General features: G+C 52.8%; 21 protein-coding genes, 1 tRNA gene and 2 pseudogenes. 13 read left to right on the forward strand and 11 right to left on the reverse strand.

The features are described from left to right. The first annotated feature begins 2 nt into the window (after positions 1-2). The 7 genes from CRO87_RS02450 (at position 3) to dinB (ending at position 5908) form a co-directional block, all read left to right on the forward strand. Entirely contained in the window at positions 3-1241 is a 1239-nt protein-coding gene (locus CRO87_RS02450; protein WP_097161343.1) for an NADH:ubiquinone reductase (Na(+)-transporting) subunit B, read from the forward strand. Next, positions 1234-2028: a Na(+)-translocating NADH-quinone reductase subunit C gene (locus CRO87_RS02455; protein ID WP_097161344.1), complete on the forward strand. Its 795-nt coding sequence runs from the start codon at positions 1234-1236 to the stop codon at positions 2026-2028. Before CRO87_RS02450 ends, CRO87_RS02455 begins: the two co-directional genes overlap by 8 nt. Next, a complete protein-coding gene (locus tag CRO87_RS02460) occupies positions 2021-2659 on the forward strand; it encodes an NADH:ubiquinone reductase (Na(+)-transporting) subunit D (protein ID WP_097161345.1) in 639 nt (212 codons plus the stop codon). Before CRO87_RS02455 ends, CRO87_RS02460 begins: the two co-directional genes overlap by 8 nt. Positions 2660-2665: 6 nt before the next feature. Further along, on the forward strand, positions 2666-3262 hold the full coding sequence (nqrE, locus tag CRO87_RS02465) for an NADH:ubiquinone reductase (Na(+)-transporting) subunit E (protein ID WP_032689372.1): 597 nt from the start codon (positions 2666-2668) through the stop codon (positions 3260-3262). 11 nt (positions 3263-3273) lie between these two features. Then, positions 3274-4497, forward strand: coding sequence for an NADH:ubiquinone reductase (Na(+)-transporting) subunit F (nqrF, locus tag CRO87_RS02470; protein ID WP_097161346.1), 1224 nt, complete (start codon positions 3274-3276; stop codon positions 4495-4497). 2 nt (positions 4498-4499) lie between these two features. Beyond that, complete coding sequence (gene nqrM, locus CRO87_RS02475; protein WP_097161347.1) at positions 4500-4715, forward strand: (Na+)-NQR maturation NqrM; 216 nt, start codon at positions 4500-4502, stop codon at positions 4713-4715. A gap of 134 nt (positions 4716-4849) precedes the next feature. After that, entirely contained in the window at positions 4850-5908 is a 1059-nt protein-coding gene (gene dinB, locus CRO87_RS02480; RefSeq protein WP_097161348.1) for a DNA polymerase IV, read from the forward strand. A 188-nt stretch (positions 5909-6096) separates the two neighbouring features. Here dinB and pepD read toward each other — a convergent pair whose 3' ends face one another. After that, a complete protein-coding gene (gene pepD / locus CRO87_RS02485) occupies positions 6097-7554 on the reverse strand; it encodes a cytosol nonspecific dipeptidase (protein ID WP_097161349.1) in 1458 nt (485 codons plus the stop codon). Positions 7555-7809: 255 nt separating this feature from the next. Between pepD and gpt the strand changes: the two genes are divergently transcribed. The 3 genes from gpt (at position 7810) to crl (ending at position 10069) form a co-directional block, all read left to right on the forward strand. Further along, complete coding sequence (gpt, locus tag CRO87_RS02490; protein ID WP_097161350.1) at positions 7810-8268, forward strand: xanthine phosphoribosyltransferase; 459 nt, start codon at positions 7810-7812, stop codon at positions 8266-8268. Between the two features lie 100 nt (positions 8269-8368). Next, positions 8369-9613, forward strand: coding sequence for an esterase FrsA (frsA, locus tag CRO87_RS02495; RefSeq protein ID WP_097161351.1), 1245 nt, complete (start codon positions 8369-8371; stop codon positions 9611-9613). A 57-nt stretch (positions 9614-9670) separates the two neighbouring features. Next, positions 9671-10069, forward strand: coding sequence for a sigma factor-binding protein Crl (crl, locus tag CRO87_RS02500; protein WP_097161352.1), 399 nt, complete (start codon positions 9671-9673; stop codon positions 10067-10069). 60 nt (positions 10070-10129) lie between these two features. On the opposite strand, the gene CRO87_RS02505 is transcribed toward crl, so the two are convergent. After that, positions 10130-11227: a porin gene (locus tag CRO87_RS02505; RefSeq protein ID WP_097161353.1), complete on the reverse strand. Its 1098-nt coding sequence runs from the start codon at positions 11225-11227 to the stop codon at positions 10130-10132. Between the two features lie 276 nt (positions 11228-11503). On the opposite strand from CRO87_RS02505, the gene proB reads away from it, so the two are divergent. The 3 genes from proB to CRO87_RS02525 all read left to right on the forward strand — a co-directional run bounded on the left by proB (position 11504) and on the right by CRO87_RS02525 (position 14047). Beyond that, positions 11504-12607 carry a glutamate 5-kinase gene (gene proB / locus CRO87_RS02515; protein WP_097161355.1) on the forward strand — a complete coding sequence of 368 codons (1104 nt, stop codon included), beginning with the start codon at positions 11504-11506 and terminating at the stop codon, positions 12605-12607. 10 nt (positions 12608-12617) lie between these two features. After that, complete coding sequence (gene proA, locus CRO87_RS02520) at positions 12618-13871, forward strand: glutamate-5-semialdehyde dehydrogenase (RefSeq protein ID WP_097161356.1); 1254 nt, start codon at positions 12618-12620, stop codon at positions 13869-13871. Positions 13872-13971: 100 nt separating this feature from the next. Beyond that, positions 13972-14047 (forward strand) — tRNA-Thr (locus tag CRO87_RS02525). 95 nt (positions 14048-14142) lie between these two features. Here the strand turns inward: CRO87_RS02525 and CRO87_RS02530 are convergent. The 9 genes and pseudogenes from CRO87_RS02530 to CRO87_RS02570 all read right to left on the reverse strand — a co-directional run. Then, positions 14143-14401 (reverse strand): annotated as a pseudogene (locus CRO87_RS02530) (DUF4942 domain-containing protein); the annotation flags it as partial. 351 nt (positions 14402-14752) lie between these two features. Continuing rightward, positions 14753-18763, reverse strand: a complete 4011-nt coding sequence (locus tag CRO87_RS02535) for a tetratricopeptide repeat protein (RefSeq protein WP_097161357.1) — start codon at positions 18761-18763, stop codon at positions 14753-14755. Positions 18764-19026: 263 nt separating this feature from the next. Further along, positions 19027-19311 (reverse strand): annotated as a pseudogene (locus CRO87_RS22840) (restriction endonuclease subunit M); the annotation flags it as partial. Positions 19312-19384: 73 nt separating this feature from the next. Continuing rightward, positions 19385-19588, reverse strand: a complete 204-nt coding sequence (locus tag CRO87_RS02545; RefSeq protein WP_097161359.1) for a DUF957 domain-containing protein — start codon at positions 19586-19588, stop codon at positions 19385-19387. Positions 19589-19617: 29 nt separating this feature from the next. After that, a complete protein-coding gene (locus CRO87_RS02550) occupies positions 19618-20109 on the reverse strand; it encodes a DUF5983 family protein (protein WP_097161360.1) in 492 nt (163 codons plus the stop codon). Continuing rightward, on the reverse strand, positions 20106-20483 hold the full coding sequence (locus tag CRO87_RS02555; RefSeq protein WP_097161361.1) for a TA system toxin CbtA family protein: 378 nt from the start codon (positions 20481-20483) through the stop codon (positions 20106-20108). Before CRO87_RS02555 ends, CRO87_RS02550 begins: the two co-directional genes overlap by 4 nt. Before the next feature lie 69 nt (positions 20484-20552). After that, complete coding sequence (locus CRO87_RS02560; RefSeq protein WP_097161362.1) at positions 20553-20927, reverse strand: type IV toxin-antitoxin system YeeU family antitoxin; 375 nt, start codon at positions 20925-20927, stop codon at positions 20553-20555. 31 nt (positions 20928-20958) lie between these two features. Beyond that, a complete protein-coding gene (locus tag CRO87_RS02565; protein WP_097161363.1) occupies positions 20959-21180 on the reverse strand; it encodes a DUF987 domain-containing protein in 222 nt (73 codons plus the stop codon). Then, positions 21177-21719, reverse strand: coding sequence for a RadC family protein (locus CRO87_RS02570; RefSeq protein ID WP_097161364.1), 543 nt, complete (start codon positions 21717-21719; stop codon positions 21177-21179). The genes CRO87_RS02565 and CRO87_RS02570 overlap by 4 nt, the downstream gene beginning before the upstream one ends. Positions 21720-21722 lie beyond the last annotated feature (3 nt).

Consider the following 21722-nt stretch of genomic DNA (forward strand, 5'->3'; position numbering starts at 1 on the left):
TGATGGGTCTGAAAAATCTGCTGGAAAAAATTGAGCCGCACTTCACCCACGGCGGCAAGCTTGAAAAGTACTACCCGCTGTATGAAGCCGCGGCGACCATTTTCTACACGCCGGGCCAGGTGACCCGGGGCGCGTCGCACGTTCGTGACGCCATCGACCTCAAACGCATGATGATCCTGGTCTGGCTGGCGGTTTTCCCGGCCATGTTCTGGGGGATGTACAACGTCGGATTACAAACCATTCCGGCGCTGCATAAGCTCTACGGTGCCGAGCGGCTGCAGCAGGTGATTGCCAGCCACTGGCATTACAGCGTGGCACAGTGGTTGGGCGTGAGCTTCGCGCCGGATGCGGGCTGGCTCAGCATGATGGGATTAGGCGCGGTCTTCTTCCTGCCTATTTACCTGACCGTGTTTATCGTCGGCGGTTTCTGGGAAGTGCTGTTTGCTATTGTACGCAAACATGAAATCAACGAAGGCTTCTTTGTTACCTCCATTCTGTTCGCGCTGATTGTGCCGCCTACGCTGCCGCTCTGGCAGGCTGCACTCGGCATCAGTTTTGGTGTGGTAATCGGTAAGGAGATCTTTGGCGGTACCGGACGTAACTTCCTCAACCCGGCGCTGGCCGGACGCGCGTTTCTGTTCTTCGCCTACCCGGCGCAGATCTCCGGCGATCTGGTGTGGACGGCGGCAGACGGCTTCTCCGGTGCCACGCCGCTATCCCAGTGGGCAAGCCACGGCGGGGAAGCGCTGGTCAATGTCACCAGTGGGCAGCCTGTTACCTGGATGGATGCCTTCCTCGGCAATATTCCTGGTTCCATTGGTGAAGTCTCCACGCTGATGATCCTGCTCGGCGGCGCCATCATTATTTTTGGCCGCGTGGCCTCCTGGCGTATCGTGGCGGGCGTGCTGCTCGGCATGATTGCCACCGCCACCCTGTTCAACTTTATCGGTTCCGCCACCAACCCTATGTTTGCCATGCCGTGGTACTGGCATCTGGTGCTCGGCGGGTTCGCTTTCGGCATGATGTTTATGGCAACGGACCCGGTCTCCGCGTCGTTTACCGACAAAGGGAAATGGGCCTACGGGGCGCTGATTGGCGTGATGTGCGTACTGATCCGCGTGGTTAACCCGGCCTATCCGGAAGGGATGATGCTGGCGATCCTGTTCGCTAACCTCTTTGCGCCACTGTTCGATTATCTGGTGGTGCAGGCCAACATCAAGCGGAGGAAGTCGCGTGGCTGAAGTAAAGAGTAACGATAGCATCGGCAAAACGCTGCTGGTGGTACTGGTGCTGTGCCTGGTCTGCTCGATTGTGGTGGCCGGTTCCGCGGTGGGCCTGAAGTCCCGCCAGCAGGAGCAGCGAGCGCTGGATAAGCAGCGCAATATTTTATCGGTAGCAGGGCTGATGCAGCCAGATATGAAGCAGGATGATGTCGCTTCGGTCTTTGCCGGACGTATTACACCCCGCTTGCTTGATCTGAAAAGCGGTGCGCTGTTGGACAAAGACCCGGCCTCTTTTAACCAGGGACTGGCGCTTAAAGATCCTGCGCAGAGCATTCAGCTGGAGGCCAGCGACGACCCTGCTGGTATCAAGCGCCGGAGCAACGTGGTGGAAATCTACCTCGTCAAAGATGCGCAGCAAAAGGTGCAGCAGGTGGTGCTGCCGATTTACGGCAACGGGCTGTGGTCGATGATGCACGCTTTCGTGGCGCTGGACACCGACGGTCGCACCGTGAAGGGCATCACTTACTACGATCAGGGTGAAACGCCGGGGCTCGGTGGTGAAGTGGAAAACCCGGCCTGGCGTAAGCAGTTTGTCGGTAAGAAGGTGCTGGATGATAACGGTATGCCAGCGCTGAAGGTGGCGAAAGGCGGTGCGCGTCCCGGCGATGAATACGCAGTGGACGGACTTTCCGGCGCAACGCTGACCTCAAACGGCGTGCAGCACAGTTTTGATTTCTGGATGGGGGAGCAGGGCTTCGGGCCATTCCTCAAGCAGATGCGTGAAGGAGGCCTCAATCATGGCTGAACTCGGTGAAATGAAAGAAGTAAAACGGGTGCTGGTCGGGCCGCTTATTGCCAATAACCCGATTGCGCTGCAGGTGCTGGGCGTCTGTTCCGCCCTGGCGGTGACCACCAAGCTTGAAACGGCCTTCGTGATGACCATCGCGGTAACCCTGGTGACGGCGTTCTCCAGCATGTTTATCTCGATGATCCGCCACCATATTCCTAACAGCGTGCGCATCATCGTGCAGATGGCGATCATCGCTTCGTTGGTGATCGTGGTCGATCAGCTCTTACGCGCATTTGCCTATGAAACGTCGAAGCAGCTGTCGGTGTTCGTTGGGCTTATTATCACCAACTGTATCGTGATGGGCCGTGCGGAAGCCTATGCCATGAAATCGCCGCCGCTGGCGAGCTTTATGGATGGCATTGGTAACGGCCTCGGCTATGGCGCGATTCTGATGATAGTCGGCTTCCTGCGCGAGCTTATCGGCAGCGGTAAACTGTTTGGTATCACCGTGCTGCAAACCGTGCAGAATGGCGGCTGGTATCAGCCAAATGGCCTGTTCCTGCTCGCACCGAGCGCGTTTTTCATTATCGGTTTGCTTATCTGGGCGCTGCGCAGCTGGAAGCCGGAACAGCAGGAGAAGGAGTAACCGACCATGGCTCATTACCTTAGTCTTTTTGTTCGCGCGGTGTTTGTGGAAAACATGGCGCTGGCCTTCTTCCTCGGCATGTGTACCTTCCTTGCGGTGTCGAAGAAAGTCTCCACGGCGTTTGGCCTGGGCGTAGCGGTTACGGTCGTGCTCGGCATCTCCGTGCCGGTGAATAACCTGATTTACAACCTTGTGTTGCGCGACGGCGCGCTGGTGGAAGGGGTGGATCTGAGCTTCCTCAACTTCATCACCTTTATCGGGGTGATCGCCGCACTGGTGCAGATTCTCGAGATGATCCTCGATAAGTACTTCCCGTCGCTCTATAACGCGCTGGGGATCTTCCTGCCGCTTATCGCCGTGAACTGCGCCATCTTCGGTGGCGTGTCGTTTATGGTGCAGCGTGATTACAACTTCCCGGAGTCCATCGTTTATGGCTTTGGTTCTGGCATCGGCTGGATGCTGGCGATTGTGGCGATGGCAGGCATCCGTGAAAAGATGAAGTACGCCAACGTGCCCGCAGGACTGCGCGGCTTAGGAATCACCTTTATCACCACCGGACTGATGGCGCTGGGCTTTATGTCATTCTCCGGCGTGCAGCTATAAGGGCGTAAGTGATGGAAATTATTCTTGGCGTAGTCATGTTTACGCTGATTGTACTGGCGCTGTCGCTGCTGATTCTGGCGGCGCGTGCGAAGCTTGTGAACGCAGGCGATGTGGTCATTGAGATCAACAACGAGGCGGATAAACAGCTCCGTACTCCTGCAGGCGACAAGCTACTGAACACGCTCTCCAGCAACGGTATTTTCGTGTCGTCTGCGTGCGGCGGTGGCGGCTCCTGTGGGCAGTGCCGCGTGACGGTAAAAGAGGGCGGTGGTGATATTCTGCCGACCGAACTTTCGCATATCAGCAAGCGTGAAGCGAAAGAAGGCTGTCGCCTGGCCTGCCAGGTAGCGGTTCGTCAGAACATGAAGATCGAGCTGCCTGAAGAGATTTTCGGCGTCAAAAAATGGGAGTGTGAAGTTATCTCCAACGATAACAAAGCCACTTTCATTAAAGAGCTGAAACTGGCGATCCCTGAGGGCGAGAGCGTGCCGTTTCGTGCCGGGGGCTATATTCAGATTGAGTGCCCTTCGCACAAAGTGGCCTATGCTGATTTCGACGTGCCGGACGAATACCGTGGCGACTGGGATAAGTTTAATCTGTTCCGCTACGTGTCCGAGGTCAAAGAGCCGACGCTGCGCGCCTACTCAATGGCAAACTACCCGGACGAGAAGGGCATTATTATGCTCAACGTCCGTATCGCCACGCCGCCTCCGTCCGCGCCAGATGTGCCGCCGGGCATTATGTCTTCGTACATCTGGTCGCTGAAAGCGGGCGATAAGGTGACGATTTCAGGGCCGTTTGGCGAGTTCTTCGCGAAAGAAACGGATGCAGAAATGGTCTTCATCGGTGGTGGTGCGGGGATGGCGCCGATGCGTTCGCACATTTTCGATCAGCTCAAGCGCCTGGGCAGCCAGCGTAAAATCAGCTTCTGGTACGGCGCTCGCTCGCTGCGTGAGATGTTTTACGATGATGAGTTCGAGCAATTGGCACGTGAGAATCCGAACTTTACCTTCCACGTGGCGCTCTCCGATCCGCAGCCCGAAGATAACTGGACGGGGCACACCGGGTTCATTCACAACGTGCTGTATGAGAACTACCTCAAACACCACAACGCGCCGGAAGACTGCGAGTTCTACATGTGCGGGCCGCCGGTGATGAACGCGGCTGTCATCAGAATGCTGAAAGATCTCGGCGTTGAAGATGAGAACATCATGCTCGACGATTTTGGGGGCTGAGGATGTTGACGGTTTTTCTGGCGACGTTCGTCGTATTCGTACTGGTGATTTTGGGTATGTCGCTTGGCTATCTGGTCAAGCGTAAAAGTATTCAGGGGAGCTGCGGCGGCATTTCGTCTCTTGGGCTGGAGAAAGTCTGTGACTGCCCCGAGCCCTGTGATGCGCGGAAAAAGCGTCTAGCCCGCGAAGCGCAGCGTCAGCAAAACCGGATCCTCTGATCTCACCGCCCGGCAGGCTTGTGCTGCCGGGCGTTATGGCCTGATGGCGCTTCGCTTATCAGGCCGACTTTCTCGCACTTCTCATTCTTTTCATAATTACTGTATACTTAACCAGTAATTATTGAGGGCTGAGTATGCGCAAAATTATCCATGTCGATATGGACTGTTTTTTCGCCGCGGTGGAAATGCGGGATAATCCAGCCCTGCGCGATATTCCCATTGCCATCGGCGGCAGTCGCGTTAAGCGTGGGGTTATCAGCACCGCGAACTATCCGGCGCGTAAGTTTGGCGTACGCAGTGCCATGCCGACAGGAATGGCCCTCAAGCTCTGCCCACATCTCATCCTGTTACCCGGGCGATTTGAGGCCTACCGGGAAGCCTCGAACCACATCCGCGAAATCTTCTCCCGCTACACCTCGCTCATTGAACCGTTATCCCTGGACGAAGCCTATCTCGATGTCAGCGACAGCGTGCACTGTCACGGTTCGGCCACGCTGATGGCGCAGGAGATCCGCCAGACTATTCACAAAGAGCTGGATCTGACCGCCTCGGCAGGGGTTGCCCCGGTGAAGTTTTTAGCCAAAATAGCCTCCGATCTCAATAAGCCTAACGGGCAATACGTGATCACACCTGATGATGTCCCCGCTTTCCTGAAAACGCTGCCGCTGGCAAAAATTCCCGGCGTCGGCAAAGTCTCTTCGGCGAAGCTCGAAAATATGGGGCTGCGCACCTGTGAAGACGTGCAGCAGGCCGATCTGGCGATGTTGCTCAAGCGCTTTGGCAAATTTGGCCGCGTGCTGTGGGAGCGCAGCAACGGTATCGACGAGCGTGATGTCAACAACGACCGCTTGCGTAAGTCGATTGGCGTAGAGCGAACGCTGGTCGAGGATATCCACGACTGGGAAGCGTGCGAGGCGATCATCGTCAATCAACTCTACCCGGAGCTGGAACGCAGACTGGCGAAGGTGAAACCGGATCTGCTGATTGCCCGGCAGGGTATTAAGCTGAAGTTTAATGACTTCCAGCAAACCACTCAGGAACACGTCTGGCCGAAGCTCAACAAAGACGATTTGATATCGACAGCCTATAAAACCTGGCAGGAAAGGCGAGGGGGAAGGGGCGTGAGGCTGGTGGGCGTGCATGTGACGCTGCTTGACCCGCAGCTTGAGCGGCAGCTGGTTTTAGGGCTGTGACGCCTGGCGGTGCTTTGCTAGCGCAGGCCTACATAACCCTGTTTTAGTTATTTTTTGTAGGCCGGGCAAACGAAGTGCCGCCCGGAGATGCCCGGTAAGCTTGCGTCACCGGGCTGCTGAACCAACAAAAAAGCCTCCGTTCGGAGGCTTTTTTTATGCAGAGATTGGCAGGCTTATTTTGCCGCTATTTACTTCGCAGGAATCGCTTTCAGCAACTCGGTCAGCAGGGTCCAGTACTGGCCCACGCTTTCAATATGAACCTGCTCGTCCGGGGAGTGCGGGCCGGTAATGGTTGGGCCGATGGAGACCATGTCCATATCCGGGTACGGCTTTTTGAACAGGCCGCATTCCAGACCCGCGTGGATGATCTGGATGTTCGGGGTTTTGTCGAACAGGCGCTGATAGGTCTCACGCACCAGATGCATTACCGGAGAGTTGGCATCCGGCTGCCAGCCCGGATATCCACCTTTCGGTGCGGTCTGTGCGCCAGCCAGCTTGCCCAGAGATTCCAGCATGCTGACGACATAGTCTTTGCCGCTGTCGATCAGGGAACGAATCAGGCAGATGATTTCCACGCTGTCGTCCTGCATGGTCACCACGCCGACGTTCAGGGAGGTTTCTACCACGCCTTTAGCCACGTCTGAATTGCGGATCACGCCGTTTGGCGTTGCGTTAAGCAGCTGGATGAAGCTGTCGCGGGATTTTTCGCTCAGAGCGTTTTTGTCCGCGCTGACCGCTTCCAGAATGACAACCAGGTTCTTCTCTTTCGCTTCCAGTTCGTTTTTCAGGATGGACTGGTATTCTTCCGCCAGCGCTTTCAGGGTTTCCACTTTCGCCGCAGGTACTGCCACGGTGGTGAAGGCTTCGCGCGGGATGGCATTACGCAGGGTACCGCCATTAAAATCAACCAGACGCAGATCCAGCTCGGCAGCGTGACCGGCCAGGAAGCGCGCCAGCAGTTTGTTGGCGTTGCCCAGACCTAAGTGGATGTCGCCGCCGGAGTGGCCGCCTTTCAGGCCTTTCAGGGTCAGCTTGAAGCTCTGGAAGCCAGCCGGAATCGCTTCACGGGTCAGCGGCAGGGTGGTGATGAAATCGATCCCGCCCGCGCAACCCATGTAGATCTCACCTTCTTCTTCGGAGTCGGTGTTGATCAGAATGTCCGCCTGCAGCCAGTTCGCCTGCAGACCAAACGCGCCGTCCATGCCTGCTTCTTCGGTCATGGTCAGCAGGACTTCCAGCGGGCCGTGAACGACGGAGTCGTCCGCCAGAACCGCCAGAGCAGAAGCCATGCCAATGCCGTTATCGGCACCCAGCGTGGTGCCACGCGCTTTTACCCACTCGCCGTCGATGTACGGCTGAATCGGATCCTTGGTGAAGTCGTGTACGGTGTCATTGTTTTTCTGCGGCACCATATCGAGGTGAGCCTGCATCACAACCGGTTTACGGTTCTCCATACCTGCAGTTGCGGCCTTACGAATCAGGATGTTACCTACCTGATCGCGCTCTGCGTGCAGACCTTTTTCCTTTGCCCAGCCCATGATGTGTTCAGCAAGCTGTTCTTCGTGATAGGACGGGTGTGGGATAGAGCAGATTTTGGCAAAAATGTCCCACAGCGGCTGCGGGGACAGTTGAGACAGTTCAGACACGGTAAGTCTCCTTACGGCTCCTGCAAAATGACTTGCAGGTAATGGGTTAGCAAGGGCAAACAGGCGTGGAGCCTGACTTGCGAGATGGCGTTGAGAATACCACTTTCTGCCTGCTCTGGTAGTGTGATGCACGCAAAAACTCCTGACGGGGCGGTTAAACACTGGTTTTTAGTGCGTCAGATCTCTATAATCTCGCGCAACCTGGAATCACCCCGAACATTTTTTAAGCCGTTTTACAGGCTGGGATACAATCACATGAGCGAAAAATACGTCGTTACCTGGGACATGTTGCAGATCCATGCACGCAAACTGGCCGCGCGCCTGATGCCGTCCGAACAGTGGAAGGGCATTATTGCCGTCAGCCGTGGAGGCCTGGTACCAGGTGCTCTGCTGGCTCGTGAACTGGGCATTCGTCATGTCGATACCGTTTGCATCTCCAGCTACGACCACGACAATCAGCGTGAGCTGAAAGTACTCAAGCGTGCTGAAGGCGATGGCGAAGGCTTTATCGTCATCGACGACCTGGTCGATACCGGCGGCACCGCGGTTGCTATCCGTGAAATGTACCCGAAAGCGCACTTCGTCACTATCTTCGCCAAGCCTGCTGGTCAGCCGCTGGTGGACGACTACGTGATTGATATCCCTCAGGATACCTGGATTGAACAGCCGTGGGATATGGGTGTGGTGTTTGTGCCACCTATCTCAAGCCGTTAATTCAAACGTTTTCTTTCAGCGCCCGGCTTGCCGGGCGTTGTTCTTTTTGGCATTCGACAGGTTACAATAGAGTCCATGTCGTATTTATGGAGTCTATGCGATGCCAGAAGCCAACCTCAGCGAAATTCTCTTCAAACCTCGTTTTAAGCACCCGGAAACCTCGACGCTGGTGCGCCGTTTTAATGCCGGCACTCAGCCTACGGTTCAGTCCACTCTGGACGGGCAAAACGTCCCTCACTGGTACCGGATGGTCAACCGCCTGATGTGGATTTGGCGTGGCGTCTCGCCGCAGGAAATCCTCGACGTACAGGCGAGGATTGTCATGAGCACCAACGAACGCACCGACGAAGAGCTTTACGACACGGTAGTCGGCTATCGCGGCGGCAACTGGATCTACGAATGGTCGAAGCAGGCAATGCTGTGGCAGCAAAAAGCCACGCAGGAGAAGGACGACGCCCTCAGTGGCCGCCACTGGCTCCACGCCGCCAATCTCTACAGCATTGCGGCTTATCCGCATCTGAAGGGCGATGACCTGGCAGAGCAGGCCCAGGCGCTGGCGAATCGCGCCTATGAAGAGGCGGCGCAGCGGCTGCCGGGCTCAATACGGGAGCTGGAGTTCACCATTCCTGGCGGCTCCTCCGTCAGCGGTTTCCTGCACATGCCGCCGGGCGAAGGCCCATTCCCGACGGTGCTGATGTGCGGCGGGCTGGATGCGCTGCAAAGTGACAACTACAACCTGTTTGAACGCTATCTGGCCCCTCTCGGCATTGCCATGCTGACGCTGGACATGCCGTCGATTGGCTTCTCGTCAAAATGGAAACTGACTCAGGATTCCAGCTTCCTGCACCAACAGGTGCTGAAGAACCTGCCTAACGTTCCCTGGGTCGACCACACCCGCGTTGCGGCGTTTGGTTTCCGCTTTGGCGCGAACGTCGCCGTTCGCCTGGGCTATCTGGAATCTCCGCGTCTGAAGGCGGTGGCCTGCCTGGGTCCGGTAGTGCATGGGCTTCTGTGCGACCCACTGCGCCAGGGCAACGTGCCGGAGATGTATCTCGATGTGCTCGCTTCGCGCCTGGGCATGCACGATGCTTCCGACGAAGCGTTACGCGTTGAGCTTAATCGTTATTCGCTGAAAACCCAGGGGCTGCTGGGCCGCCGATGCCCGACACCGATGCTCTCCGGCTACTGGCAGAACGACCCCTTCAGCTCGGAAGAGGAGTCTCGTCTCATCACTTCCTCCTCAGCGGATGGCAAGCTGATGTCGATCCCGTTCAAACCGGTTTACCGTAATTTTGACAAGGCATTGAAAGAAATTGCCGGGTGGATCAATCATAGATTGGGTTAATAGATTGCTAAATTCTATTGATTTGGTAAAACAGTTGCATCACTAAAGGAGACTGTAATGACGTTACCGAGTGGACACCCGAAGAGTAAACTGATCAAGAAGTTCATGGCCCTTGGCCCGTACATCCGGGAAGAGCAGTGTGAAGATAATCGCTTCTTCTTCGATTGCCTGGCCGTCTGCGTCAACGTTAAACCGGCGCCGGAGAAGCGTGAATTCTGGGGCTGGTGGCTGGAAATGGAAGCACAGGAAAAACGCTTTACCTACAGCTATCAGTTTGGCCTGTTCGACAAAGATGGCGTCTGGCAGCCAACGGCCATTAAAGACAAAGAAGTGACAGATCGTCTCGAGCAGACCCTGCGTGATTTCCACATTCGCGCCGAGGAGCTGCTGAAAACCTTCAGCCTGAAGCTCGAGCCTGCTGAAGATGTCACTCAGCCGGTCAGATTATCGGCCTGAAGATTTCCTGAATAAACAAAAAGGCCTCTCATATTGAGAGGCCTTTTACATTTCTTAGACTCAGAACTGATAAACCATACCCAGAGCAACAACGTCGTCATTATTCAGGGCGAGCTTGTTGTCATCGCTCAGCTGGTTGATTTTATAATCTACGAAGGCGGACATGTTTTTGTTGAAGTAGTAAGTGGCAGCCACGTCGATGTATTTCACGAGGTCAGCATCACCCACGCCTTCAATATCCTTGCCTTTAGACTGGATATAGCCAATGGAAGGGCGCAGACCAAAATCAAACTGGTATTGGGCAACGACTTCGAAGGCCTGGTTCTTATTAGCAAAACCGCTGACTTTGGTATCCACTCCACCGATGGAGGCGGTGCCCGAAATTGGTGTCATATTGCGGGTTTCTGCGTAAATTGCCGCCACATAGACGCTATTGGCATCATATTTGAAACCGGTGGTCCAGGCTTCTGCGTCGGTACCCTTGCCGAAGGTGCTGTTCTGCTGGTTCAGCGTACGGTTGGAGTTAGCATAAGCGGCACCCAGCGTGAAGCCAGAATCGCCGAAGTCGTAGCTCAGAGAGGTACCGAAGCCGTCGCCGTTCGCTTTGCTGTCTGCGCGGGCGTCGTTTTCGTTTTTACCCTGATATTGCAGGGCCAGTTTCAGGCCATCAACAAGGCCGAAGAAGTTGTTGTTGCGGTAAGTTGCCATACCGTTGCCGCGACCGGTCATAAAGTTATCGGTTTTAACGAACGAGTCATCACCGAACTCAGGGATCATATCGGTGTAAGCGGCGACGTTATACAGGATGCCGTAGTTACGACCGTAGTCGAAGGAGCCGATATCGCCCGCTTTCAGACCGGCGAAGGCCAGACGGGTTTTGGTTGTATTCGGGTCACCTTCCACTTTGTTGGCGGCAGCCTGGTATTCCCACTGGCCAAAGCCGGTCAGCTGATCGTTAATTTGGGTCTGGCCTTTGAAGCCCAGACGAATATAAGACTGGTCGCCGTCCACGGCATTGTTATCGCTCATATAATGCTCAGCTTTCACTCGACCATAAAGGTCCAGTTTATTGCCGTCTTTATTATAAACTTCTGCGGCCTGTGCTGCGGTGGAAGACATTACGCCCAGTACGATTAATGCCAGTGTGCTCTTTTTCATTTTTAACCCTGATTAATAGACGCGCTGTAAATTTGGGAACTTGCCCGATGTAAAAAACAGGAAGGGTTGTAACCCTGGGAAATGAAAGTTTTATGACAATGTAAGAATAATTTTAAATATCTGTAGTTATCTGTTTCTGTCATAAAAAAGTCATTTTCTGCCGTTACGCTTCCTGATCCCGCGCAACAAAGTACCCGCCTACGCCTTACGGGAGTTGGCAAGCGGCCTGACACCTGCTACAACGTCTTTTTCGTAATTATTGAATGGCAGAGAATCATGAGTGACAGCCAGACGCTGGTCATCAAACTGGGTACCAGCGTGTTAACCGGGGGATCGCGCCGCCTTAATCGCGCGCATATTGTTGAACTGGTGCGCCAGTGCGCACAGCTCCACGCCGCAGGGCATCGTGTTGTGATTGTGACGTCGGGTGCGATTGCCGCCGGGCGTGAGCACCTTGGCTACCCCGAACTGCCTGCCACTATCGCTTCCAAGCAGCTGCTGGCGGCCGTCGGCCAGAGCCGCCTGATTCAGCTCTGGGAGCAGCTGTTCTCTATTTACGGTATCCACGTCGGCCAGATGCTGCTCACCCGTGCAGATATGGAAGACCGTGAACGTTTTCTCAATGCCCGTGACACGCTGCGTGCCCTGCTGGATAACCACATCGTGCCGGTTATCAACGAAAATGACGCGGTCGCCACGGCAGAAATCAAGGTCGGCGATAACGACAATCTCTCCGCGCTTGCGGCGATACTGGCCGGTGCCGACAAGCTGCTGCTGCTGACGGATCAGCAAGGGCTGTTTACCGCAGATCCTCGCACCAACCCGCAGGCAGAGCTGATTCAGGATGTCCACGGCATTGATGACGCACTGCGCGCCATTGCCGGAGACAGCGTGTCCGGCCTCGGTACTGGCGGAATGGGCACCAAGCTGCAGGCCGCCGACGTTGCCTGCCGCGCGGGCATCGACACCATTATTGCCGCGGGCAGCCGTCCTGGCGTGATTGGCGATGTGATGGAAGGCGTTGCCGTCGGCACGCGTTTCCATGCGCAAACCTCTCCACTCGAAACGCGTAAACGCTGGATTTTCGGCGCGCCACCGGCGGGCGAAATCACCGTTGATGAAGGGGCTGTTTCGGCGATTCTGGAAAGAGGGAGTTCATTACTTCCTAAAGGAATTAAAAGCGTGACAGGCAACTTCTCCCGTGGTGAAGTGATCCGCATCCGTACGCTGGATGGGCGTGACATCGCCCACGGCGTTACCCGCTATAACAGCGACGCGCTGCGCCGTATTGCCGGACACCACTCGCAGCAAATTGATGCCATTCTTGGCTACGAGTATGGCCCGGTGGCCGTGCATCGCGACGACATGATTACCCGTTAAGGAGCTTTCAATGCTGGAACAAATGGGCATAGCGGCTAAAGCGGCCTCCTACAAGCTGGCGCAGCTATCCGGCCGTGAAAAGAATCAGGTTCTGGGAAAGATTGCTGATTATCTGGAAGCTCAGACGGAAACTATTCTGGCGGCCAACGCGCAGGATTTGGAAGAGGCTGGCGCCAATGGCCTGAGCGAAGCGCTGCTCGATCGTCTGGCGCTGACGCCCGCTCGCCTCAAAAGCATCGCCGATGACGTGCGCCAGGTATGCAAACTCGCCGACCCGGTAGGGCAGGTGATTGACGGCGGTCTGCTGGACAGCGGCCTGCGCATTGAGCGCCGCCGCGTGCCGCTCGGCGTGGTCGGCGTGATTTATGAGGCTCGCCCGAACGTGACGGTTGACGTTGCCTCGCTGTGCCTGAAAACGGGCAACGCGGCAATCCTGCGTGGCGGGAAAGAAACATGGCGTACCAATGCCGCCACCGTCAAAGTGATTCAGCAGGCGCTGGAGGAGTGCGGCTTACCGGCGGGTGCCGTGCAGGCGATTGAAAGCCCGGACCGCGCGCTGGTCAACGAAATGCTGCGCATGGACAAATACATCGACATGTTGATCCCGCGCGGTGGTGCAGGCCTGCACAAGCTGTGTCGCGAGCAGTCGACCATTCCGGTCATTACCGGTGGTATCGGCGTTTGTCATATCTATGTCGATGATTCTGCGGAATTTGAACCAGCGCTGAAAATTATCGTTAACGCCAAAACCCAGCGCCCAAGCACCTGCAACACGGTGGAAACGCTGCTGGTGCATAAAGCCATTGCCGACACCTTCCTGCCGGCGTTAAGCAAGCAGATGGCGGAAAGTGGCGTTACGCTGCACGCCGATGCCAATGCACTTACTCAGTTGCAAAACGGCCCTGCGGCGTTGGTGCCGGTACAGGCGCAGCAGTATGACGACGAGTATCTGTCGCTGGATTTGAACGTGAAGGTGGTGGACAGTCTCGACGGCGCTATCGAGCACATTCGTCAGCACGGCACCCAACATTCCGACGCCATTCTGACCCGCACGCTGCGCAACGCCGATCGCTTTATCAATGAAGTGGATTCGTCTGCGGTGTATGTCAACGCCTCAACCCGCTTCACCGACGGCGGTCAGTTTGGTTTGGGGGCAGAAGTGGCGGTCAGCACGCAAAAACTGCACGCCCGCGGCCCGATGGGCCTTGAAGCATTGACCACCTACAAGTGGATTGGCTTCGGCGACGATACAATTCGTGCCTGATTGACAACGGGTGATGCAAAAACAGGCAGTTGATTTCAAAGGCCATTGACGCATCACCCTTAGAGTTTTAAGCTTTTGCCCCGTAGCACTTCCCCTCAGTGCCGATATAGCTCAGTTGGTAGAGCAGCGCATTCGTAATGCGAAGGTCGTAGGTTCAACTCCTATTATCGGCACCATTAAAATCAATAAGTTACATTCAGCATCACTATCGTTTACACCAGTAACTCTTTCCTATGTAACGGCTGATGTAAGTGATTTACATCAACGAAAATCAACATTCTTTCCCTGCCAGCATCTCCGGATAGTGTTTTTGCGATAATGTTGTTCATCTTCTCAGTCAGGTCGAGACGCTTGAACGTGATATGCCCCGATCCATTCTGGAAGTAGCGTATTGAAAGATACTCATCTTCATATACGGTACTGTGTTGCTTGCTGATATGGTCAGCTAACCTAATGCTAAGATCGCGGCGGTTTTCGGGAAGAGGCTTTCCATCAAGCAGATTTAGCATGCGATGCAAATCTGCTAGCCGATGCAGCAGATTGTTATTCTCGAGGCGTATGCGTAGTGGTGCACTCTAGTGAAAGGCAATGCTTCGAAGAAGCATAACCTATGCGGAGAAAGGGTTGCTTTGAATCCAGAAACATATAGTTCTGTGAAACACGGGGCTGTTCCTGCTTCCATTAACTGGGTTTACATCAGCAATGGGCGCAGAATGCTGCCCTGTTGCTGTATGTTTATCGAAACCTTTCTGTGTTCAACTGGTCCAAGTCTTTCAGCGCCTCATCCAACAAGACTTCAATTCTATCACTAATTATAACGACAGACTGCCACCAGACAATCTGGTACTGCATAAGTTATTCTTACAATTACAATAAAAAGCCTATTGTTTTTTATCTCTAATGCATTTAAGCAGCATCATTAATTCGCCCGATACGCTGATATCCAGATAAGGTTCAGCAATGATTAATATTGAGGCAACTTTCTCTAATCCTGAATACTCACTGCCAAGACAAGCCCTTTCAATTTGAGTCGCTGAAATCCTTGGTGCGCTGAACAGGAACTTCTGCTGCTGAGAAGCAAAAAGCCATCGTTTTACAAGCAACGCTTCCAGTGCTGTCTCCGTGTAGTTCTTCACCAGCCTTGACACCTCTAATAACCGGCATGAATTTTTCCATAGCTGAACAGGTGTTAACGAATTGCTCTGTAATGCCAGCAGTGCAGATGCTGCCTGTTGGTATATGTTATTCCCAGGCATTTCTCCATGCAAAACAGCAATAAGCCCTTTGAAGTCCGCAGAAGGTTCAGCGATATGCTCAAGTGCATCGCGCCATGAATTTAAAAGCGAAGGCAACACAGAGCTTTCCGAAAAACTTGTTATACAGGCGGCAAGCACTATTTGGCTATTTAACACCCATGATGCTTCATCCTTCCAGTAATCCCCTGGAACTGGAGGTATCTCCCCAACCTCATGGGTGTCAATATTATTTTGTTCAACGGTTTTCATGTAGGACATACCTTCATGCACCCCGATAAGAGTTGGAATCAATTTATCAAATGTTTTTTCTCTGAATAGTAACTCCAGCGCCAACATCCGACCGTAAAGTACCGAATTTAATGGCATCCTTCCTTTTGTTGCCATATGAGCACGTTTAGTAATTTTATCTCCCAAGGATAAAAAATCCTCGGTCGCTGCCAACAATCCCCACGAACCACTAATATCAATGAGTCGGTGATCAATAATTTTTTCATGGGGTTCCTGATTGCTGCACATCCCTGGCAGGGGCACTACTAAGTCATGTTCAGAATATCCTATCGTTTCAAAATGAACCCATGCGATACAGTGCCTAACCGTGGCATGTAAGTGGTGGGCTCGTATATCATCCTTGGTTTCAATAGACGGCAGACAGTCCAACACGTCAGAAAAGAGAAGCAGAGATTCTTTTTTCTTATCTGAACGCCATAAGGAAACAGCAGCATCTGCCATCAAACCAACTCTTATTCTTATTTGTATCTTTGATTTCCCGGTAATTTCCGCACCTTTTTGGAAAAAAACGGCTGACTTTGACCAGTCGTTCAATTTAGCAAAAGCAATGCCCATATACCGGCAGGCAAAGACATAATCCACATTACCAAAATCAGGCAAGAGCAAGGCTTTCTGGAAAGAGTGTATCGCATCTGAATAACGCTCTGCATGAAACAGTACCTTGGCACGCTGGTTGCTCAAAGTTGCATCATCTTTAAATTCCTTATCCGCTTTGTCCAGCACAGATAAAGCTTCATCGACTGAGTGCTCATATTCATCATAAATGACTGAAATATTGGACAAACAAGCTTTATAGAGTCTTCTCGCCCCCCACTCGCGGGCTTTTGTTTCTGTAAGTCGGAGTATATGCAGCGCTTTCTGAATGTCCAGTGAACTGCCTTTTTCTTCTTTCCAGCAAGATTGGTTAATTAAAACATTCGAAAAATCAGTATCAATGTCACAAACAGCAAGCAGCCTATTTCTTTTATCTTCCTCAAGGAGGTCAAGCGAAGTAATAAGCTCAAGGAGATCATCTAGCCCATTTATTCTAACTGCCTGATGAGAAAACAGAAGTGTTACCGGATCGTTTGTATCAATAGAATATTCTCCGGGATAAGGAGAAAAAGACACATTATCTACGACACCACTGTCCAGGGCATCCATCATAGAACTTAGTAATCTGACCACAGTTAATGACGGAATATGTACACTTATATTAGCTAATATATTGCCATAGGCCATTAAGGTTGAGAGATTCTTCTGCTCTTCAGGCGTAATTGAAGCAACGATTCCTTCTATTTTAAGAATACTCGTCAATACCTTCGCTTCTTGTGACGAAGACACAAGAAGCTTGAATTGAAGTAAACGAAGTAGCAATTCAGGCATTGCTTCATCATCAATAATTGTTTGGCCCGGATTCAAGGCTACCTCTGCAAACCAGGACATTGAATCACGAAGGTAACTCAAATGTTTATCGCTCTCTCGAATAAGCTGACTCGCTAGAGAAATAAGTATCGTTTTTTCTTTCGCCAAGAATGCGTGCAGGAATGCATTCGCCACATCGTACTGGTTGAGTTCTTTTTCATTAACAATACTGTGCGCAATTTTTATATGGACGGCGTTAATCTCGTCTTCAGGCAAAGTATCGTTGGCTGCTCCGGCCAACAACGGGGATACTCGGTAAAGGTCGCTACCTTCCTTTTCAATCCAGGGACCGACGAGTGTATCAAAAATCTCACCAGGCAATCGAATGGGAGGCGGTGCTCCCGCAATGGTGGTAACAATATTACGCCGGAAAGATCCTGAAACGAGACTAAGCCTATAAGCCAAAACCCTGGCAGCATCAGAAGGGAACTCCCTGACAAGACGGCTGCGGGCTTCTTCTTTTATACGCTCTACATCCTCAGGTCGTAAGATGTCATCAATCGTTGTAGACCACCCTCGACTGCTTAATGTTCTGACCCTGGCGTGCACTAGTTGTGGGTGTCCTCGGGTGGAGTAATAAATCCCCCGCCCAGTTTGAGAAATTTTTTTCGGATCATGGAGCCCGTGTATTTTAATTAACGCTCCAATCTCCTGCTCGTCAAAATAGGGAATGGCTTGCTCGCTCTCCTGAGAAAGCCACAACTTAGGGAACAACGGCAGGGGAGGCGGTTTCTGGCCTGTTACAATAACCCTGCCTTTATTTTGCACCACGGTGAAAATCAGCGTGATAAGTTCACTTTCAAAGTCTGCAATGCCACTCAAATCCAGATCGTCTAGCACCAACTGAATCGGCAGGTCCGATGCATTGACTTCTATTGCTGCGCGAGAAAGCATTTCCCTGATTTGATCATTGGGCCGTCCCCGGAAACTTCCCCACCCCCAACGGCCACCCATTTTGTCAGAAAGCAATGCTGCAAGGTTTGTTTTACCCGTTCCGCTACTGCCGTGTAAAAAAAGCACTTGAGAAGACAAAAGCTGTCGTTCTAACTTTTCGACAAGGACAGTTCGACGCACGGCACCGTCCACAACCGGCAGTGGCATCCCAATCGTAGGTGCGCGCGCAAGCAGTTTTGCTCTTTCACTAACTTCTGAAATATCCATGAACTGCTGCAGGCTGCTGTTCCTCCGCAAGCCATCCAGCTCATTTTTAGGAATAGATTCCATGGTGGCCGACTCGAATGCATCCCAAAAATCTGTTTGAAAAAGTGGCTTTGAACCTTTTGTAGAAAGTAAATCTGCGACGTGTTTAAGGAGATGCGGTAACGCTTTACGTGAATAATGCGTATTAATACCGAGTTTTGAACCATGCAATTTGAGCTTATCTTCAATGACCAGCTGCAAAGCATCTTTTTTCTTATTTCCCAAATCCCACTCAATTCTATTGATGAATTTGTGGTAGAGAAGATCCACGGTCGCAGACTTCACGAATTCCATAAGTGCGGGGTTCAGCGGGAGCGTTAAAAGAAATGAACGCAATCGCTCAACCTGCTCAGTGTTTGGCTGGCACTTCTTCCAGTATTCAAGTCCTTTTTGATTTTTCCCAAAGGGGGCGCCTTTTTCATCGGCTGCTGAGGCTGTCGTTAAAAACCGCAAGGTAACATTGTGATGGGGATTGTTCTGCTGCAAAGACCAGAAGTTATTAAGCGTCTCGACAATTTCAGGAGAACGCAGTGTTAGATTGCTGGATAAATCTTTGACTTGAGTACCAATGACGGACTGCCCTGAACAGATATCAAAGTCTTCAGCGCATTCAAGGAACAAAATTTCACTTTCATTGAGATTGATCCATGCAAGGACACTCTGATAAATCTGGTAAACGTATCCGCGAATACTGTCGGTAGCATCGCGCTTTGCATCTGTTTTATGGCTTGGCGTCGCAGTCATTTAGGCACCATCAATTATCCCTATACCAAAAGTATACCTCAGCTGATTGTGCAATTCTTCTTGTTAGTCATCGACTTCTTCAGGCTGAGACAAAGCTATAAAGCTTCACAACCATCGATTCAGAATAATAAGGATATCCACCTGCGCGCATTATTCGGTGCCCGCGCTCCTATTGGGTCCCGTTCAAGATTTCGGTTCCTCTCAGCAGAGGCCGGTACGCTCATCAGGGCGATCATGCCGGATTTCTTCATCAAATCACGTCAGATGCTACAGTCAAGATTGCAGATGATAACTTTCATGGCGATATGTTCTTTCTCAAGCAACCAGCAGCCGCAGCGGAAACCATCGCGCATTGCCCAGTTCTACGTGGTTTGCCCGCCAATACTCCCGGTTAGCGCAGAGATATCTGCAAGTTGGTGGGTCATCGTCCTGATTTGTTCCAGTACGGCATTGCACTCGGCAACGATGCGTTCCATGTTGGTGGAGCTGATAAGCTCGGTATGGCCCGTCAGTACGCCGGATTCTGTGCAAGTTAATGGTTCAGATATGTTTCTTTCCTTTATATAAATGCAAACGCCAGCCGGGTAAGGGCTGGCGCTTATGCAGTTTGGTTTGATGGAGCTATGATTTATTGGCGTTGTGCAGGAGCTGAAGACGGCGGAGATCCCGGACATCGTTCCTTGCCTGCTGAATCCAGGGTAAGAGTGTGGCGGAGTCGGTTTTGTCTTCGTCGTTGTCGAAGATGAGTTCTGTTTCGCACTCGATATTGTCCTGCAGCCAGTCGATAAGAATATCCAGCACCGCTTCGGCAGTGAGTGTCAACATGGGGTTGCCTGTGATAATGAAGAGAAGATTTACCAGTCGAAGATCTCAAAGCCCGGCAGCAGTTCACCAAAGGTATCGAGGTGAATGATCCCCAGCTGGTAGCGACGCATCAGGGTGAGAATCAACCGGCGAGCAGCTTTTGACAGCCCGCGCCGTTTCAGTTGCAGAACCGGAAAAGCCCACGCATCCAGACGGATGAGATAACCCGAGCCTGTGTAGCCCACCCACTCCGAATCATCAAAGTCCAGCACCTGTCGTGATAGCCGGTGCAGCAGATCGTTGTCTTCCCGCGTTATATGCGCGGTACTGCATCGAATGCCGTTATACCGGCAGCTTATTGGTAACGGATCTTCAATTAACAGCTTTCCGGGTTCGTCAGCTATGCGCAGCGAATAGCCGTTATCGCAGACCACATCAATCAGTTCAGCAAGTTCAATGCCGTCAACCTCAACGGCAATTCTCCCCATATTCAGCGCCAGTACGTTGATACTGTTGGCTTCCACGTTGAGTGAGAGTTTCATGGGCGCTCCTGTCGGTGATTACCACGAGTGATATTGCTGATGGTTTTATAACCCTGACGTTGCATTAGCCCAGTGGCGCGACGGGCGCGAAGTATGTCGATACTGCTGATAAGCGGTGACTGCTGGTCCACAGTAAAGCCCCGTCGGTCGGTGCGTACCAGGTCATACTTTTCGACGATAAAGTTCACGGCATCACAGAGTGAGATACCCGCGTCGATGTGCTCCTGAATCACGCCATCGTTACTGAACGGTGTATCGTTCAGGGTCAGACCATAGTGGCGGTCCAGCAGATGCATTAGTAACATTTGCCAGACGGCTACAGGTGATGGACAAGAGTCAGCCGCCCTTGTCGGGTGTGAATGTTGAGTTTGCATGATGTTCTCTTTCTGAGGTTAAACGAGGGAAAGCGAGAGGATTGCTGCGTATTGCGGAGGGCCTTATTGTTATGCTTTCGGCGGTTCTCCCGGATAAATTGCGAGATAAACGTAGCCATGCGAACTGAGTGTATCGGCATCACACACCAGGCCATTGTGATACAACGTGACGCAGTGCTGGCGGCGTGGATTCAGCTCACCGGAGACTAGCATCAGCTCAAGTTCTTTGAGCATCAGCGGGAACGCCTGGTTTAGCTGGCGTAAATGCGCATCGCTGAATTTACCCGCAATACTGGTGCGGTCGGCAAGGTAGTGCAGGCGGTTACCCTCCTGGACGAGGCGTGCGCCAAACAGCGGAGCGATGGGACGATTCATGCCCCACCAGGGGGAAGTGCTATCGTGCGGAGTTACCGCTTTGGTTGAGGTATTTCTGGTTTCTGACATTTAAGTACTCCTTAAAAGTAACGGAGAGGGACTAATTCAACGTGACGCTGCGCAATACCACATACGGGCCATGACGGTCCTGACGGCGTTCAGCGAAGACGGCCAGTACGCCGCTGATATCCTGCACTTCACGACCCGCGTAGTGGCAGATGCTGCCGCTCCATTTGTACTTGCCAGTGCAGAAGCGAAACAGCCGGGACTCAGGATGCTGGCGGTATATCGCCATGGCCTGACGTTTGGGGATGACTCTCATGTAGCTATCTCTCCTGAAAGCAAACCTCGTTCGGCAAACGAGACAATATTCCTTCCGCCGATAATGAAATGGTCCAGCACATTCATATCAACGAGTGCCAGGGCCTGTTGTAGCCGCGTCGTGATATGACGGTCCTGTTTGCTGGGTTCGGCATACCCGCTCGGATGGCTGTGAGCGAGTATGACCGCAGCGGCATTGTGTTGCAGCGCCGATTTCACCACCTCGCGAGGATACACGCTGGTGCAACTGAGGGTACCGCTGAACAGCGGTTCATGGGCAATCAGGCGATGCTGGTTATCCAGAAACAGCACGACAAACAGCTCCCGCTCCTGACCTGCAAGACTCAGCCGCAACCAGTCCCGGGTTGCACTGGCGGAGAAAAACGGCACGCCGGGTTCGCGCAGTTGCCTCTCCAGTAACTTAATCGCGCGACGGATAGTTTGTTGTGCGTAAGGTGAGAGCGCTGGAGGTAAAGGAGTTTTCGGTAAGAGCGGGAATAAGTCAGGCTGGCTGCTGGTATGAGGTAACGGTATGGTCATCAC

Source organism: Enterobacter sp. CC120223-11 (assembly GCF_900215375.1).
Classification (GTDB): Bacteria; Pseudomonadota; Gammaproteobacteria; order Enterobacterales; family Enterobacteriaceae; genus Scandinavium.